Annotated in this window: 16 protein-coding genes; 2 read left to right on the forward strand and 14 right to left on the reverse strand. The window is 36.5% G+C overall.

Annotated features, from left to right (window positions below; genetic code table 11):
* The first annotated feature begins 54 nt into the window (after positions 1-54).
* Complete coding sequence (coaA, locus tag STRMA_RS03330; protein WP_003078607.1) at positions 55-975, forward strand: type I pantothenate kinase; 921 nt, start codon at positions 55-57, stop codon at positions 973-975.
* Between the two features lie 53 nt (positions 976-1,028).
* Positions 1,029-1,280, forward strand: a complete 252-nt coding sequence (rpsT, locus tag STRMA_RS03335) for a 30S ribosomal protein S20 (RefSeq protein WP_081479315.1) — start codon at positions 1,029-1,031, stop codon at positions 1,278-1,280.
* A 126-nt stretch (positions 1,281-1,406) separates the two neighbouring features.
* Here rpsT and STRMA_RS03340 read toward each other — a convergent pair whose 3' ends face one another.
* The 14 genes from STRMA_RS03340 to STRMA_RS03405 all read right to left on the reverse strand — a co-directional run bounded on the left by STRMA_RS03340 (position 1,407) and on the right by STRMA_RS03405 (position 15,119).
* Positions 1,407-2,720, reverse strand: coding sequence for a sensor histidine kinase (locus STRMA_RS03340; RefSeq protein ID WP_003079730.1), 1,314 nt, complete (start codon positions 2,718-2,720; stop codon positions 1,407-1,409).
* Positions 2,710-3,384, reverse strand: a complete 675-nt coding sequence (locus tag STRMA_RS03345) for a response regulator transcription factor (protein WP_003081988.1) — start codon at positions 3,382-3,384, stop codon at positions 2,710-2,712. The genes STRMA_RS03340 and STRMA_RS03345 overlap by 11 nt, the downstream gene beginning before the upstream one ends.
* Before the next feature lie 168 nt (positions 3,385-3,552).
* Entirely contained in the window at positions 3,553-6,099 is a 2,547-nt protein-coding gene (locus STRMA_RS03350) for a M1 family metallopeptidase (RefSeq protein WP_003080305.1), read from the reverse strand.
* 42 nt (positions 6,100-6,141) lie between these two features.
* Positions 6,142-6,795: a phosphate signaling complex protein PhoU gene (gene phoU / locus STRMA_RS03355; RefSeq protein WP_003078547.1), complete on the reverse strand. Its 654-nt coding sequence runs from the start codon at positions 6,793-6,795 to the stop codon at positions 6,142-6,144.
* A 22-nt stretch (positions 6,796-6,817) separates the two neighbouring features.
* A complete protein-coding gene (gene pstB, locus STRMA_RS03360) occupies positions 6,818-7,576 on the reverse strand; it encodes a phosphate ABC transporter ATP-binding protein PstB (RefSeq protein WP_003080953.1) in 759 nt (252 codons plus the stop codon).
* 84 nt (positions 7,577-7,660) lie between these two features.
* Positions 7,661-8,464, reverse strand: a complete 804-nt coding sequence (gene pstB / locus STRMA_RS03365) for a phosphate ABC transporter ATP-binding protein PstB (protein ID WP_003078931.1) — start codon at positions 8,462-8,464, stop codon at positions 7,661-7,663.
* A 12-nt stretch (positions 8,465-8,476) separates the two neighbouring features.
* Positions 8,477-9,364, reverse strand: coding sequence for a phosphate ABC transporter permease PstA (gene pstA / locus STRMA_RS03370; RefSeq protein ID WP_003081317.1), 888 nt, complete (start codon positions 9,362-9,364; stop codon positions 8,477-8,479).
* Positions 9,354-10,289: a phosphate ABC transporter permease subunit PstC gene (gene pstC, locus STRMA_RS03375; protein ID WP_003079528.1), complete on the reverse strand. Its 936-nt coding sequence runs from the start codon at positions 10,287-10,289 to the stop codon at positions 9,354-9,356. Before pstC ends, pstA begins: the two co-directional genes overlap by 11 nt.
* A 79-nt stretch (positions 10,290-10,368) precedes the next feature.
* Positions 10,369-11,232 (reverse strand): phosphate ABC transporter substrate-binding protein PstS family protein, encoded by an 864-nt coding sequence (locus STRMA_RS03380; protein ID WP_003080342.1) that lies wholly within the window; start codon positions 11,230-11,232, stop codon positions 10,369-10,371.
* 97 nt (positions 11,233-11,329) lie between these two features.
* A complete protein-coding gene (locus STRMA_RS03385; RefSeq protein WP_003082121.1) occupies positions 11,330-12,637 on the reverse strand; it encodes an RsmF rRNA methyltransferase first C-terminal domain-containing protein in 1,308 nt (435 codons plus the stop codon).
* Between the two features lie 66 nt (positions 12,638-12,703).
* Positions 12,704-13,462 carry an inositol monophosphatase family protein gene (locus tag STRMA_RS03390; protein ID WP_003081177.1) on the reverse strand — a complete coding sequence of 253 codons (759 nt, stop codon included), beginning with the start codon at positions 13,460-13,462 and terminating at the stop codon, positions 12,704-12,706.
* Positions 13,452-13,730 (reverse strand): UPF0223 family protein, encoded by a 279-nt coding sequence (locus STRMA_RS03395; protein ID WP_003079640.1) that lies wholly within the window; start codon positions 13,728-13,730, stop codon positions 13,452-13,454. The genes STRMA_RS03390 and STRMA_RS03395 overlap by 11 nt, the downstream gene beginning before the upstream one ends.
* Positions 13,723-14,139: a Spx/MgsR family RNA polymerase-binding regulatory protein gene (locus STRMA_RS03400; protein ID WP_040841493.1), complete on the reverse strand. Its 417-nt coding sequence runs from the start codon at positions 14,137-14,139 to the stop codon at positions 13,723-13,725. Before STRMA_RS03400 ends, STRMA_RS03395 begins: the two co-directional genes overlap by 8 nt.
* Before the next feature lie 59 nt (positions 14,140-14,198).
* Complete coding sequence (locus tag STRMA_RS03405; protein ID WP_040841759.1) at positions 14,199-15,119, reverse strand: bifunctional riboflavin kinase/FAD synthetase; 921 nt, start codon at positions 15,117-15,119, stop codon at positions 14,199-14,201.
* Positions 15,120-15,138: the final 19 nt, after the last annotated feature.

The following is a 15,138-nucleotide window of genomic DNA, read 5'->3' on the forward strand; positions in this document are numbered from 1 at the left end:
TACTTTGAAACGGTTTTCAATTCATTATGGTATAATAAGTTTAAAGGAGACTGTATGGCAAACGAATTTATCAATTTTGAAAAAATATCACGAAAAGACTGGCAGCACCTTCATCAAAAATCTCAGCCGCCTTTAAGCGAAGATGAATTAGAATCAATCAAAAGTTTAAATGATAATATCAGTATTAAAGATGTTACTGATATCTATTTACCCTTAATTAATTTGATTAAAATTTATAAAAAATCTCAAGAAGATCTGAGGTTCTCTAAAAGTATCTTTTTACAGCAAGATATGAACAGCCGTCCTTTTATCATTGGCATCTCCGGTTCTGTAGCTGTGGGAAAATCAACCACAAGCCGCTTATTACAGCTCTTGCTGACAAGAACCTTTCAAAACTCTGCTGTTGAATTAGTAACTACAGACGGTTTCCTTTATCCTAATAATATTCTCTCAGAGAAAAAACTATTAAATAAAAAAGGGTTCCCTGAAAGTTATGATATGGAATTACTGATTGATTTTTTAGATACTATAAAAAATGGGCAGCCAGCAGCTGTTCCGGTCTACTCACATGAAATTTACGACATTGTTCCTAATCAAAGTCAGACAATCAAGGCCCCTGATTTTCTCATTATTGAAGGTATAAATGTTTTTCAAAACCCTCAAAACAATCGTCTTTATATGACAGATTACTTTGATTTTTCAATTTACATTGATGCTGACAGTAACTACATTGAAAACTGGTATTTAGAGCGTTTTATAGCTCTTCTTGAGCTAGCCAAAAACGATAATGATAACTATTATCAACGTTTTCTAAAAATGAAAGAAAAAGATGCCTTGGCATTTGCCAGAGATATTTGGAAAAACATTAACCTAGTCAATTTAGAAAAATATATTGAACCAACACGCAACCGCGCTGAACTAATACTTCATAAAACAGAAAATCATAAAATAGATGAAATCTATTTAAAAAAATGATTAGGTCTTGTCAAAAAGGCAGAATTCCTATATAATAGTGTAGTTAGTATATTATGGAGGTGAAAACTGTGGCAAATATTAAATCAGCGATCAAGCGTGCTGAACTCAACATTAAGCAAAATAAACGAAATTCAGCTCAAAAATCAGCTATGCGTTCTGCTATTAAAGCTTTCGAAGCAAACCCAACGGAAGAACTTTTCCGCGCAGCTTCTTCAAGTATTGATAAAGCTAAATCAAAAGGTTTGATTCACAAAAATAAAGCAAGCCGTGATAAATCACGCCTTGCCAGCAAATTGGCTAATTAATCTTAAAAAAACCTCTTTTTAACAAAGAAGGTTTTTTTCTTTTATGCAATCTGGCAACTAAGCTTTTCCATTCAAGTTCAAGAATCGGCTTATCTAGATACAGCTAGCTGCTGGTGCTAACTGGTTTTACTTATTGAGTGTTATACGGACTTCAAAGATAGTTCCTTGCGGTTTTCTGTCCTTTATAAGAATACTTCCTTTCAAGCTATCCGTAATTTGCTTAGCTAAGGAGAGACCTAAGCCTAGTCCTCCCTTCTGCCGTGTTCTTGCTTTATCAACACGATAAAAACGATCAAAAATTTTCTTTTTATCTTCATCTGCTATACCAGGTCCGTTATCAGAAACAGAGAAAAATAAATTACGGTCAGTCGTTTTAAGGTCTATCCAAATCTCACCATTATTATCAGTATATTTAACAGCATTATCAAACAAAATTGTCATAAGCTGCTTCAGCAAAGTTTTATCTGTTTTAATCGATCGGTTGACTTTATTTTTTATATGCAGGGCTTTCCCATTTTCTTCAGCAATCATTTGAAAATTCCTAAAAATTTCCTCGAAGAAAATCGGCTGTATATCTGCTAACTCTGGTTCAATACCATCATCACGACGCGCTAAATTCAACAGATTTGTTGTTAAAAGGCGCATATTCCTAACTTCTTCTAAGCTTGAGGCTATAGATTCTGAAGAATCAAAGATGGTTGCCTCTGGTTTTCGAAAGAGACTTTCCAAACGATTCTGTAAAACTGCCAAGGGAGTTCTTAATTCATGACTAGCGTTTTCAACAAAAGATTTCTGCCTTTCATAATTTTCCAAAATAGGCTTTCGGCTCCATTTAGCTAAATAAAAACTTGCAAAAACGGAAATAAACCAAAAAACAATCATGACAGTAATAATGATAGATACATAACGCTTGTTAGCCTGTTCAAGCTGCGTTGTATTAACGACAATAGTAGCAAATTTTACCTTAGGGTAAAAGCGGCTCTTGACCTTGACAGTAATTGTGCGATAAGTTTCGGTCTGACCATAGACATTCTTAGTTTTCTGCTGAACTATTTCACCGATTTCACTTAATTGGGGGCGAATACGGTAAAGAGATGAGAAAGCATTAATACTATTAAGAACACGGTGTTTTTTATCATATAAAATGGTATCTGTATTAGCTGCCATTTCTCCATTTGTTTTTACTTTGAAGGGAAAACCACTCTCCTCCTCTGATCCGTCTGGCAAAATGACACCATGAGACATATTCATGGTTACATAATCTTCAATATTTCCTTTTGCCGTTTTTAGACTATTATCTACAGAAGAATAAATTCCAAATTGCATAACCTGTATGATAATAATGGTCATTACAAGAAATATACCTGTAAATACAGCAAAGAAATGACCAAAAAAGGTGATATTTTCTCCTGATGTTTTTTTTCTTAATCTAGTTAGCATTTCTTAAAATATACCCTACACTGCGCAATGTCTCCAAATTTTTACCAAACTCAGTGTTTTTTAGTTTTTTCCTTAGTTTTGAAACATATACCTCAACAACAGACAAGGTCGTATCACTATCAAATCCCCAGATACGATCAAAGATCTGTGACTTTGGTAAGATAACATTTTGATTTTGAAGGAAGTAAACCAATAAATCAAATTCTTTCCCAAGGAATTCAATCTCTTTTCCCCCTACCGTTACTGTATTCGTCGCTGTATCAACTTGCAATTGATCGTACGATAGATTATTGTCAGTTAATTTGCCAGAACGCTTCAACAGCGCTTGAATACGCATCTTGAGTTCCTCTAAATAAAACGGTTTCGTCAAATAATCATCTGCCCCTAATTCGAATCCATGTCCTTTATCATCCAGTCCTTCTTTAGCTGTCATAATAAGCACCGGGGTTGAAATATTTTTTTCGCGCAGTTCCTTTAAAACCTGAAAACCATCTTTTTCTGGCAGCATAAGATCTAATAAAATGAGATCATAGACACCGCTTTCTGCTTCGTACAAGCCTTCTTCTCCATCAAAAACCTGCATAACATCTGCAAAATTATCTAAAAAATCAAAAATTGAGTTAGAAAGACTGACGTCATCTTCTACTAATAATAACTTTATCATACTTTACTCCTTTTTATTTATTATAGCATAGCTTTTTTCTGCAACCAGCCATAGTTGCTTAAAATCCTAAAATTTTTAATATTAGTTTAGAGAATAATTCTTAAAAGACACTTAAGTTATTTCTTTCTAATATAAAAACGGATAATCATCGCGATTATCCGTCAAATATTATAAACGATGAAGAATCGCTTTTTCAACAGCAGTTTTTTCTTCATCAATCAAGGCAAGACGTGCAGCAATTTCTTTGATTCCCATTGTAATATTTCGGCTAATAGCCAAATCAGCCAATTGAGGTTCAAAGAAAGCCTTATATTCTTCAAAACGTTCATGAGTTTTAAAAATATTTGCCGGAATAGTAACAAACCGATCAAAGCTCATGTCTCCGCCCAATGTTTCTTTAATCCAAGTCCAATTGCGACAAGCCCAAGTCCAAATCGCTTCTTGTGTAAATGTTTTTCGAAGAAGGAAGGCATACCACATAGAAAGATCTTGCGGCTTAATGACATCTTTATTTTGCAATTGTAATAAAATGTATTCCACCGTCGCTTTAGATCTGGTATAAGATAAAGCATTAGCTAATTGTCTGCGAAGATTCCCATCATTTGTCTTAACGTAAGTATCCAGATAGAAGGCTACGAGTTCATTCGTTTCAGCATGTTTAACTTGATTAATTAATACTTGAAGCCGGATAGCTGCTGGGATAGCTGCAAGATTATCCTTATAATAAGTAAAGATAGCTTGTGCTTGTTCATTAGCATCCAAATCATCAGCATAAATCATATTTGCAATTGTAATTTGACGCACCATCTCATCTTCATCTGTCTCTTCTTCTTTTTTCTCAAAACCAAGACGGTCATAATTTCTTTGGAATACATCGCGCACAATGGATTTAAAAGCCACTTCAATTTGACTGCCTTCCTCAATAAAGCGTTCTAAGCCATTAATGAGCTGTTCAGTCGCTGCAGCCATCATGTAAGACGTCTCATCGCTTAATTTTAACAATAGAGGCACTAGATCTGCATAGGAAATCTGACAGCTTTCGGCAAGGAGACGGCGCTCTTGAATAATTTGCAGTTTTGATATCTTATCCAAGTTTTTAAAATCGGCAAAAACAGCTTCCAACAATTGACCAATATAGTTCGTAATATAGTGTGCAGTATTATCAGTATTCAGACGCAGTGCTCCCCGATCTTTATTTTTCTCTGCTAGCTGACTAAAATTGGGGATTTCTAAAAATTCATCTGTTAAGGTATCAGGCAAACCCTCCCAATTACTATTTAAGGGAATCTGCCACAGTCGCTTTTTATCCTCGTGTTCACCTATAAAAAACTGTTTTTGCGAAATTTTTAGGGTATCATCCTCCAGCTTGATTGATACGATTGGATAGCCAGGCTGCTCCAGCCAGGCATCCATAAAACTGGCAACATCCCTGCCCGAAGCAGTCGATAAGGCACTCCAAAGATTGCGGCCAGTAGTATTGCTGTATTGATATTTTTCAAAATAGGCCTTTAAACCTGCAGCAAAATCTCTATCTCCCAGCCAGCGCCGCAGCATATGCATTAAACGGCTGCCTTTAGCATAAACGATAGCAGGATCAAACAAAGTGTTAATTTCATCTGGATGATTAACCGTTACATGGACGGACTGAACACCATCTGTCGCATCGCGTTTAAGAGCATAGGGAACCCCTCCTGTTTGAAAATCTTCAAAGATATTCCACGAGGGCTCAATAGCATCAATAGCTACGTATTCCATCATATTAGCAAAACTTTCATTGAGCCAGAGATCGTCCCACCATTTCATTGTCACAAGATTTCCAAACCATTGATGGGCTATTTCATGAGCGATAACAAGCGCTACTTGCTGCCGGCTGTCAGCTGTAGAATTGTCATCCACTAAAAGATAAACTTCACGATAAGTCACAAGACCCCAATTTTCCATAGCTCCTGCTGAAAAGTCAGGTAAAGCAAGATGGTAAGACTGAGGAATTGGATAAGCCACATTAAAGTAATCTTCATAAAAGTCAATAACTCTAACAGCGATATCTAAAGCAAAATTAAGAGAATCTATTTTATGCGCCTGAGTTGCAAAAACACCTACTTCTGTTCCATTTTTAGTAAATGCTCTCTTCCCTTGAAGATTTCCCAAAGCAAAAGCTAATAAATAAGAAGACATACGGGGTGTGGTATCAAAAGTCCAAACACCTGTCTCCTCTCTGCGGGCAACATTAATTTCAGGCATATTGGATAAGGCAATATCTCCTTCTTCCTGATCAAACTTAAGCGTTAAATCAAAAGTTGCTTTTGCTTCAGGTTCATCAATACTAGGAAAAGCTTCGCGTGCAAAATGGCTTTCAAACTGCGTTGAAATGACATCCTTTTTTATACCATTAACAGTATAATAAGAGGGATAAATACCGGTCATATTATCTGTTATTGTGCCTGAAAACTCAATAACCAGCGTCATACTTCCTGTTTCAGGAAGGTCAATATGAACTGCCTCATGGCTATTATCCAAGTTATAGTTCAACTCATTATTATCTAACAATACTGAATGAATTGTTAGATCCTTTTGATGCAGAGAAATCGCATTATCAAGCGCCTCTCCATTTATAGCAACATTCCCGGAAAATACTTTTTCTTGGCGGTTAATATCCAAAAAAATATTATAGTTTTCCGGTACAAACTTTTCAATAAAGTGTTCTACAATCTCCATGTGATCCCTCTATTATTCATTCCAAAATTAACTATCATTATATCATAATTCAATAATTTTTCCTGTTTTAAGATAGACAATCCACTCGCAAATATTACGGGCATAATCCCCAATGCGTTCTAAATACATCAAAACTTGGAAGTATTCTTTTCCTGCAAAGGCGGCATCGGGTGTTTTCCTGATTTCTTCAACAGCTAAATTTTGAATATCTTTGAAGTAGTCATCAATGATTTCATCAGTTGCTGCAATTTCATAGGCTTTTCTATCATCACCATTGATATAAGCATTCAAGGCCTCCTCTACTATCCGTTTGACAGCTTTTCCCATCTCATTGATTTGCTGTTCTACATCAGGCAGGCGCTCTTCCCCCTTCATACGAATGGTAGCTTTTGCAATTGACGAAGCATGATCTCCCATTCGTTCGATATCACTCGATGCTTTAAGAACAGTTATAACCATTCTTAAATCATTAGAGACAGGCTGTTGCAAGGCGATAATCTCTAAGGACTTCTTTTCCAGCTTTGTTTCATACTCATTGATAAGATCGTCAGAAGCAACAATTTCTTTTGCTAAATCACGATCATGGCTAATAAAAGCACGAACTGCTTTATCAATTTGTGCTAATACTTCTGTTCCCATAGCATAAAATTGGTTATGTAATTTTTCCAATTCTTCTTCAAACTGCGGTCTTAACATTTTCTTTTTTCCTTTTTAAATTTTATCCGAATTTTCCTGTAATATAATCTTCAGTTTCTTGTTTTTGAGGGTTCATAAATACTTCTTTTGTATCTCCAAATTCAATCAAATCACCTGCTAAAAAGAAGCCTGTACGATCTGAGATACGTGTGGCTTGCTGCATTGAACGTGTCACAACAGCCATTGTATATTTTTCTTTCAATTCATAAAGTGTATCTTCAATTTTTCCAGCTGAAATTGGATCTAATGCTGAAGTCGGTTCATCTAAGAGAATCATTTTAGGACTTGTTGCTAAAACTCTGGCAATACAGACACGCTGCTGCTGTCCTCCAGACAAACCAACTGCTGAATCATGCAGACGGTCTTTAACTTCTTCCCAAATAGAAGCACCGATTAAAGATTTTTCAACAATTTCATCTAAAACTTTTTTATCTTTGACTCCTTTCAGGCGAAGACCATAAACAACATTTTCATAGATGGTCATCGGAAAAGGATTGGGCTGCTGAAAAACCATGCCAATCTCTTTGCGTAACTCGACTGTATCTGTACGAGGGCTATAAATATTATGTCCATTATATATGATAGACCCTGTAACAGTCACTTCCGGGACAAGATCGTTCATCCGATTAACAGATCTTAAAAGAGTTGATTTCCCAGAACCTGAAGGGCCAATCAAAGCTGTGATTTCATTTGGATACAAATCAAGTGATACATTATTAAGTGCTTTCTTCTTATCATAATAAACAGATAAATCACTTATTCTTAAAATAGGTTCTGTCATTTCTTCCCTTTCGTGAGATATGAGTTCTTGAAAATCACTGGCTGCTCTAATCTAAAGATAGAAGCATTACAATATCAAATTTAGCTAACCGAAACGGCCAGAAACATAGTCGCTGGTTGATTGTAATTTAGCATTTTGAAAGATATTATTGGTTTTATCGTATTCAATAAGATCGCCAAGATAAAAAAAGGCTGTATAGTCGCTAGCACGAGCAGCTTGCTGCATATTATGCGTAACAATAATAATAGTATAATTTTCCTTAAGCTCAAACATCGTTTCTTCCAATTGCACTGTTGCAATAGGATCCAAAGCTGAAGCTGGTTCATCCATCAAAAGAATCTCAGGCTTAACAGCAATAGCGCGCGCAATACAAAGACGCTGCTGCTGTCCTCCCGATAAAGTAAAAGCCGATTTATGCAAATCATCTTTTACTTGATCCCAAAGAGCAGCCTGTTTCAATGATGTTTCAACAATTTCATCCAAAAACTGCTTATCTTTAACACCTAAGCGTTCATAAGCAAATGTAATATTTTTATAAATTGATTTGGCAAAGGGGTTAGGTCGCTGAAAAACCATGCCAATATGTTTGCGCATCTCATAAACATTAATTTCAGGTTTATTGACATCAATTCCTTCATAGATCACTTGACCTGTAACTTTTGCTATATCAATAGTATCGTTCATCCGATTGAGACTGCGCAAATAAGTTGACTTACCAGAACCTGAAGGACCGATCAAGGCAGTAATTTTATTTTTTTTAAACTGCATATCAACACCCTTAATAGATTCATTATCGCCATAATAAACATGCAGATCTTTTGTTTCTAAAGCAATAGAGTCTTCAGAAAAAGTGATAATATGCTTTTTATTCCAATCATACTTGGGCATTACTATTCTCCTTTAAGCTGCCGAAGTTAACTTTTTATGCAATTTTTTACCGATATAACGAGCAGAAAGATTAAAAATCAAGATAAAAATGAGCAATACTGCTGCGCTTCCTTCAGATACTTTAGTAGCATCTGGAATAGTTCCTTCACTGTTGACCTTCCAAATATGAACAGCAAGTGTTTCTGATTGACGGAAAATCGAAATAGGACTGGTAATACTAAGAGGATTCCAGTTTCCCCAATCAAGTGCCGGTGCCGATTGACCCGCCGTATAGATCAGTGCTGCCGCTTCTCCAAAAATGCGTCCGGAAGCTAAGACAATGCCTGTCACAATCCCAGGTAAAGCTTCTGGAATAACAACATGTAAAACTGTCTCCCAGCGTGAAATGCCAAGAGCTAAACCTGCTTCACGCTGGGTATGGTGAACATTGCGTAAGCTGTCTTCAATATTACGTGTCATCTGAGGAAGATTAAAAACAGTCAAGGCCAAGGCTCCTGAAATAATCGAGAAACCATATTGAAATTGCACAACAAAAATCAAGTAACCAAAAAGACCGACAACAACTGATGGTAAAGAGGATAATATTTCAATACATGTTCGGATAAAGTCTGTTAGCCTACCCTTTTTGGCATATTCAGACAGATAAATTCCTGCCCCCATAGACAAAGGAATAGAGATAATAAGCGTTATAATCAATAGAAAAAAAGAATTATAAAGCTGAATCCCAATGCCTCCGCCTGCTTCATAGGAAGATGAGCGGCCGGTTAAAAAATGCCAATTAACATTAGGCAGTCCTCTAAGCAAGATAAACAAAAGCAAAGAAGTAAGGATAATGATAATAATAGCTGCTATTGTATAAAGTATGCCTGTAGCTAGTTTATCAATTTTCTTAGCGCGCATAATTCTTTTTACCTTCCCTTGTTATAAACTTCATCAGTATATTGAACGCTAAACTCATAATCAACAATACTAATGCAAGAGACCAAAGAACATTATTTTGAACAGTTCCCATAACAGTATTTCCAATTCCCATCGTCAAAACAGATGTTAAAGTAGCTGCCGGAGTTGTCAAAGAAGTCGGTACAACAGCTGAATTTCCTACAACCATCTGAATAGCTAGAGCTTCTCCAAAAGCACGAGCCATTCCAAAAACAACAGCTGTAAAGATCCCTGGTTTGGCTGCTTTTAAAATAACTCGCCAAATAGTTTGCCAACGTGTTGCCCCCATAGCCAGACTTGCTTCTTTGTAATGCCTTGGGACCGCTCTTATGCTATCAACTGTCATAAAAGTGACAGTCGGTAAAATCATAACAAACAGTACAAAGACTCCAGATAAAATACCAAAACCTGTCCCTCCAAAAATAGATCTGACAAAAGGCACAACGACTTGCAGCCCAATAAACCCATATACAACTGAAGGTATCCCCACTAGGAGTTCCACAACAGGCTGTAAAATTTTAGCCCCGTATTTAGGTGAAATTTCAGTCATAAAGACTGCTGCCCCAATAGCAAAAGGTGTAGCAATAATTGCCGACAAAATCGTTACAATAAAAGATCCTAAGATCATGGGCAAAGCGCCTAGATAAGGTTTGCCAGAAGCATCTTTAACATTTGGCTGCCAATTCGTTCCAAACAAAAATTTGAAAGGATTGATTTTATTAACAAAAAAAGTTGAGAGTCCCTTTTGCGCAACAAAGATAAGAATCAGTGCTACAACAATAACAATTAAGATTAAGCATAAAAAGGTAATTCCCTTCCCGAATTTCTCTAAGCGAGAATTTTTAGAGGGGGAGGTCAATTTTTTAGCGAGCTCTTGATTTTTCATGATTCCTCCATTAGATCAAGACATAAAAAGTTTGAAAGACATGTTCTATACATAGCAGCATCTCTTAATGTTTCGACCATTATTTAGGTTTAACGGTGCCATCTGCGCTTTTAACAACTTTCATGTCCTTAACCGAGATGTAGCCCATCTTTGTCACTACACCTTTTTGAATTTTATCGCTAAGCATATAATCCAAAAATTCTTTAGTCAGCCCTGCAGCTTTGCCTTTAGTATACATATGCTCATAAGACCATAAAGGCCAATTATTGCTTGTTACATTTTCAGCTGTTGGTTTAAAGCCATTTAATTTTATAGATTTTACAGAATGATCAACATAAGCAAAAGCTAAGTAAGAAATAGCACCAGGAGTCTGTGAGACGATTGATTTAACCATTCCATTGGAATCTTGCTCCTGACTTTGCTTAGCGCTCTTTCCTTTCATAACAACAGTATCAAAGGTAGCACGAGAACCTGAACTAGCAGCTCTATTAATAATTGAAATTTCAAGATCCTGACCGCCAACTTGCTTCCAGTTGGTATACTCACCAGTAAAGATCTTTTGTAATTGATCAAGTGTCAAATTAGAAACTTTGACTTTTTTATTGGTAATGACAGAAATACCAGCAACTGCCACTTTGTGGTCTACAAGTTTTGCAGCATTAATTCCGTCTTTTTCCTCAGCAAAAAGATCACTGTTTCCGATCTGGACAGCACCTGATTGTACTTGAGAAAGTCCTGTACCAGAACCGCCTCCTTGAACGTTAACTGTCTTTCCAATATTAGCATGACTAAATTCATCTGCTGAAGCTTCCACCAGAGGCTGTAAAGCAGTCGATCCTACACTATTAATAGACTGCCCTTTGTCAATCCAGCTAGAGCATGCTGTTAAGATAATACTGGCTAAAGCTAATAGTGACAGTAAAGCTAACCTTCTCTTTCTCATTCACCTGCTTATCCTTTCTTTTTCAATTATAACAATAAAACAAATTAAAGGTGTTATTTTTCTAAGAATTTTCTCAAAATGTATTCTATAACATTTTTTATTGAAAACGGAGGCCTTTGGGAAAATGATTTTTCAATGTATTTCCTGTAACTTTTGCAAAACCTATTCCCTTACCTTTTATAAAAATTGGATACCAGCCATTGGGATAATCCTGAGAAAGGGATACACTATTTCCTGATACATATATCTTGAACTGTTCTACATCAATTTCAATAAAGCGCGTAAATTCCTCTCTTTTTAAAGCAAGGCCTAAGGCAAAAGAAGGTTCGAAACGTTTCTTTTTAAAAACTCCTAAATGCAGACCATTTCTTGCCATTTTTAGTTGAGACATATCAGGTAAACCTTGCGGCAGGAGATAAAGATGATCACCAAAAGTTTGATAAAATCCAGTTAATTTAACGTTAAGATGTTTGTGGGCGAAATCCTGCCACAATTGCTCCTGCTCTTTTTTGAGTTGATTTTTTCTAGGCTTAATAGCCACAGTTCTAGAGGGGCGTTTATCCTGCAACTTAGCGGCGAATTGCCCTTCTCCTTTAAAACAATGAGGATACATACGGGCTGCCTGAGGCATCTTGATTCCAGCTGCCATACCATTGATCTTAGGTATCTCAGCTAATTCTAAATAGCTGTATTTTGATAAGAGCCAGCTTACAACTTCTTCATTTTCCTCCGGTGCCCAAGTACAAGTAGAATATACTAGACTACCTCCTGGTGCCAGCATTTTCACGGCTTCTGTCAGGATTTCTTTTTGTATCTGCGCACACTGTAAAGGATAGTCCTCATGCCAGTATTGAATGGCAGATGGATCTTTACGAAACATACCTTCTCCAGAACAAGGGGCATCTAAAACAATAAGGTCAAAATAATGCTGGAAAACTGCAGCCAGCCTCTTGGGACTTTCATTAGTCACAAGAGCATTTCTAGCTCCAAAACGCTCTATATTTTCAACAAGTGCCTTACTGCGTTTCTTAGAAATCTCATTGCTGATCAAAATGCCGCTATTATTTAAATAAGAAAGCAAGTGTGTTGATTTGCCTCCAGGAGCAGCTGCTAAATCAAGCACCTTCATACCTGGCTTTGGAGCTGCTATTTGTCCTACCATCTGAGCAGCAGGCTCTTGGGAATAAACTAGGCCAGTAACATGCTCTATAGATTTCCCTGATATCTTGCCATAATGTCCCCAAGGAGTATCTTTAATAGGATCTGTAAAATGATCGGCTTCTCCTTTTAAAGGATTGATGCGATAGGCGGAAACAGGATTTTCTTCAAAACTTTTAAAAAAAGCTGCTGCTTCTGCCCCTAGTATAGTCTGATATTTTTCAACAAATTTTTCTGGTAACAGCATAACATCACTTTCATTTTCTTAGTTTTTTAGAAAGGCCGCTTCGCTCCTTTCAGCAGAAAAACATTTCTAATGAACATATTTTTGTATCTCTTTTAATTTTTCTTTAGGTACAAACATCACTTCCTGACGGGTCTCAAAATTAGGTTTTTTCCCATAGAAATCACAAATCTTATAGCCCAGCTTTTCTCCCATAATACTGCCGGCAGCATAATCCCAAGGTGATATTTTAGAAAAATAAGCCAATAAACGTCCCGACAGGACACGGCAGATACTTAAGCCAGCACTTCCAAAACAGCGAACACCTAAAGTTTGACAGCCCAAATTAGCAAGGCCCATAAAATTTTGAGAAGCCATACTGCTGTTAACACAGATAAGCGATCGGCTCAAAGGTTTATCAGTAAAAGGAGGAAGTTTTTGACCATTAGCTGTCACATCAAATTGACCGCCGCCACTATATAAGACATCATTCATCACATCATAAATCAGTCCAAATTGACCTTGGCCTTCTTCGTAATAAGCAATCATAACAGCAAAATCACAGCCTTGTGCTACAAAATTCACAGTTCCATCAATAGGATCAATGACCCAAACAGAACCTTTTGTAATATCAGCAGTCAGATTATTTTCTTCTGCCAGAAAGCAGTCATTGGGATAGCGTGCGTGAATGCTGTCCACTAAAAGTGTCTGTACCTCTTTATCAAGTTCTGTCACCAGGTCATCAAAACGTGTTTTTTCCTCAATAATGAGGTCTTTTGTCATATTTTTGCGGATAAATTGTCCTGCTTGACCAATAATTTCTTTGGCAAATTGAAATTTACTTTCCAAGAGATATAAATCCTTTCTCTTTTGCTTTTGCTGCCTGCACAGCACAATAGATAGAATAGCCGCTGTTTTTTTCAAATTCTCGTCCGATTTGTTTTTCTTGAGCTTTGCTTCTAACGACTTCTTTGAAAGCCTTATAGCTTTCTAAAAACTGCTTAATATCGACTTTACTCTCATATGCTTTTTCAACTTGGTTTAAAAAAGAGAGCACTGAGGCAATTTCATCAGTGCTCCAAGATACATCTAAAGGGTAGGCGTAATTTTTAGGCATCATCTTTTCCTTTAATTTCTGCTCTCATAGTTGCTTGACGCAATTCATGTTTTCGATAATCTCTTGGTAGGAAGGCACGAATTTCATCTTCATTAAAACCGATTTGCATTCTTTTATCATCTAAAATAATAGGGCGGCGTAAAAGGCTAGGATTCTTAGAAATAAGGTTGATCAATTCAGACATTGACAGGTCTTCAAAATCAACGGCTAATCTTTGGAAGATTTTTGATCGTGTTGAAATAATATCCTCAGTCCCGTTTTCAGTGAAGGCCAATATTTTTATCAGTTCATCTCTATTTAAGGGACTCGCTATAATATTGTGCTCTTGAAAGTTAACATTATGTTTTGTTAACCATGCCTTAGCTTTTCGACAGCTCGTACAGCTAGGCGATAAGAATAAAGTAACCATCAACCTACCCTCTCAATGATACATAACATCTCCATTATACTAGATTTTATACTATTTTTCTACGAATTTTCGAAATTTCTTGCGATTTCTTCATCAGATTTGAGCTGGGTCACTAAATCATCAACGCCATTAAATTTAGTCATTTCTCTGATTCTGTCTAACCAGAAAATTTCAATAGTCTCTCCGTAAATATCTCCGTCAAAATCAAAGATATTGGCTTCTATTCTTAATTCAGTACCGCCAAAGGTTATATTTTTTCCAATACTTGTCATTGAACGATAGCGCCTGCCAGAGACTAACGCATCCGTCACATAAACACCATCAGACGGCAGAAAGGTACGATCAATAAGAGCTAAATTAGCTGTTGGAAATCCAATGGTACGTCCCCTAGCATCACCATGGACTACAATACCTCGTGTTGAAAATGCATATCCTAAGAGCTGCTCAACCTGTCGGACATCCCCCTTTTGAATCAGACTGCGAATGCGCGTTGAACTGATTTTGCTTCCTTCATACTGAACTTCAGGAAGCACAATGATATCACCTTGAAAATTTCGCTTAAGATAGTCTGAATCAGCCTGATTGTAACCAAATTTATAATCAAAACCAACAACAATTTTCTTTGCTTTTAAGGCTTTGATATATGTTTCAATAAAATCATCAGAACTGAGTTTAGCAAAATGTGAAGTAAAGTCAATAAGATACAGATCATCAACACCATATTCAGCAAATTTAGCATAACGCTTTTGCGGGAAGTTGATATGATCCAATAAACTAGGGTTATAACGAGAAAAGACTAATTGCGGCGATTCTGGAAATGTAAGTACTGCAACTCTCAGCCCCTCCTTCGCCGCTGCCTTTTTCGCTTGTTCAAAAAGCTGTTGATGTCCTTTATGCAGAGCATCAAAATAACCTAATACCAAAACAGAATTTTCAGATTGTTTGATTTCTTCTGCATTCTGTATTTTATAAATATTCATTGTCATTGATACCTTCTAA

This window comes from Streptococcus macacae NCTC 11558 (assembly GCF_000187995.2).
Classification (GTDB): domain Bacteria; phylum Bacillota; class Bacilli; order Lactobacillales; family Streptococcaceae; genus Streptococcus; species Streptococcus macacae.

Excerpts from the sequence above, each read along its gene's own strand:
- phoU (WP_003078547.1), bottom strand. The coding sequence starts at position 6,795 with ATGTTAAGACCGCAGTTTGAAGAAGAATTGGAAAAATTACATAACCAA.
- pstC (WP_003079528.1), bottom strand. The coding sequence starts at position 10,289 with ATGAAAAATCAAGAGCTCGCTAAAAAATTGACCTCCCCCTCTAAAAAT.
- pstA (WP_003081317.1), bottom strand. The coding sequence starts at position 9,364 with ATGCGCGCTAAGAAAATTGATAAACTAGCTACAGGCATACTTTATACA.
- STRMA_RS03405 (WP_040841759.1), bottom strand. The coding sequence starts at position 15,119 with ATGAATATTTATAAAATACAGAATGCAGAAGAAATCAAACAATCTGAA.
- STRMA_RS03385 (WP_003082121.1), bottom strand. The coding sequence starts at position 12,637 with ATGCTGTTACCAGAAAAATTTGTTGAAAAATATCAGACTATACTAGGG.
- STRMA_RS03400 (WP_040841493.1), bottom strand. The coding sequence starts at position 14,139 with ATGGTTACTTTATTCTTATCGCCTAGCTGTACGAGCTGTCGAAAAGCT.
- pstB (WP_003080953.1), bottom strand. The coding sequence starts at position 7,576 with ATGACAGAACCTATTTTAAGAATAAGTGATTTATCTGTTTATTATGAT.
- STRMA_RS03395 (WP_003079640.1), bottom strand. The coding sequence starts at position 13,730 with ATGCCTAAAAATTACGCCTACCCTTTAGATGTATCTTGGAGCACTGAT.
- coaA (WP_003078607.1), top strand. The coding sequence starts at position 55 with ATGGCAAACGAATTTATCAATTTTGAAAAAATATCACGAAAAGACTGG.
- pstB (WP_003078931.1), bottom strand. The coding sequence starts at position 8,464 with ATGCCCAAGTATGATTGGAATAAAAAGCATATTATCACTTTTTCTGAA.
- STRMA_RS03380 (WP_003080342.1), bottom strand. The coding sequence starts at position 11,232 with ATGAGAAAGAGAAGGTTAGCTTTACTGTCACTATTAGCTTTAGCCAGT.
- STRMA_RS03345 (WP_003081988.1), bottom strand. The coding sequence starts at position 3,384 with ATGATAAAGTTATTATTAGTAGAAGATGACGTCAGTCTTTCTAACTCA.
- STRMA_RS03350 (WP_003080305.1), bottom strand. The coding sequence starts at position 6,099 with ATGGAGATTGTAGAACACTTTATTGAAAAGTTTGTACCGGAAAACTAT.
- STRMA_RS03340 (WP_003079730.1), bottom strand. The coding sequence starts at position 2,720 with ATGCTAACTAGATTAAGAAAAAAAACATCAGGAGAAAATATCACCTTT.
- rpsT (WP_081479315.1), top strand. The coding sequence starts at position 1,029 with ATGGAGGTGAAAACTGTGGCAAATATTAAATCAGCGATCAAGCGTGCT.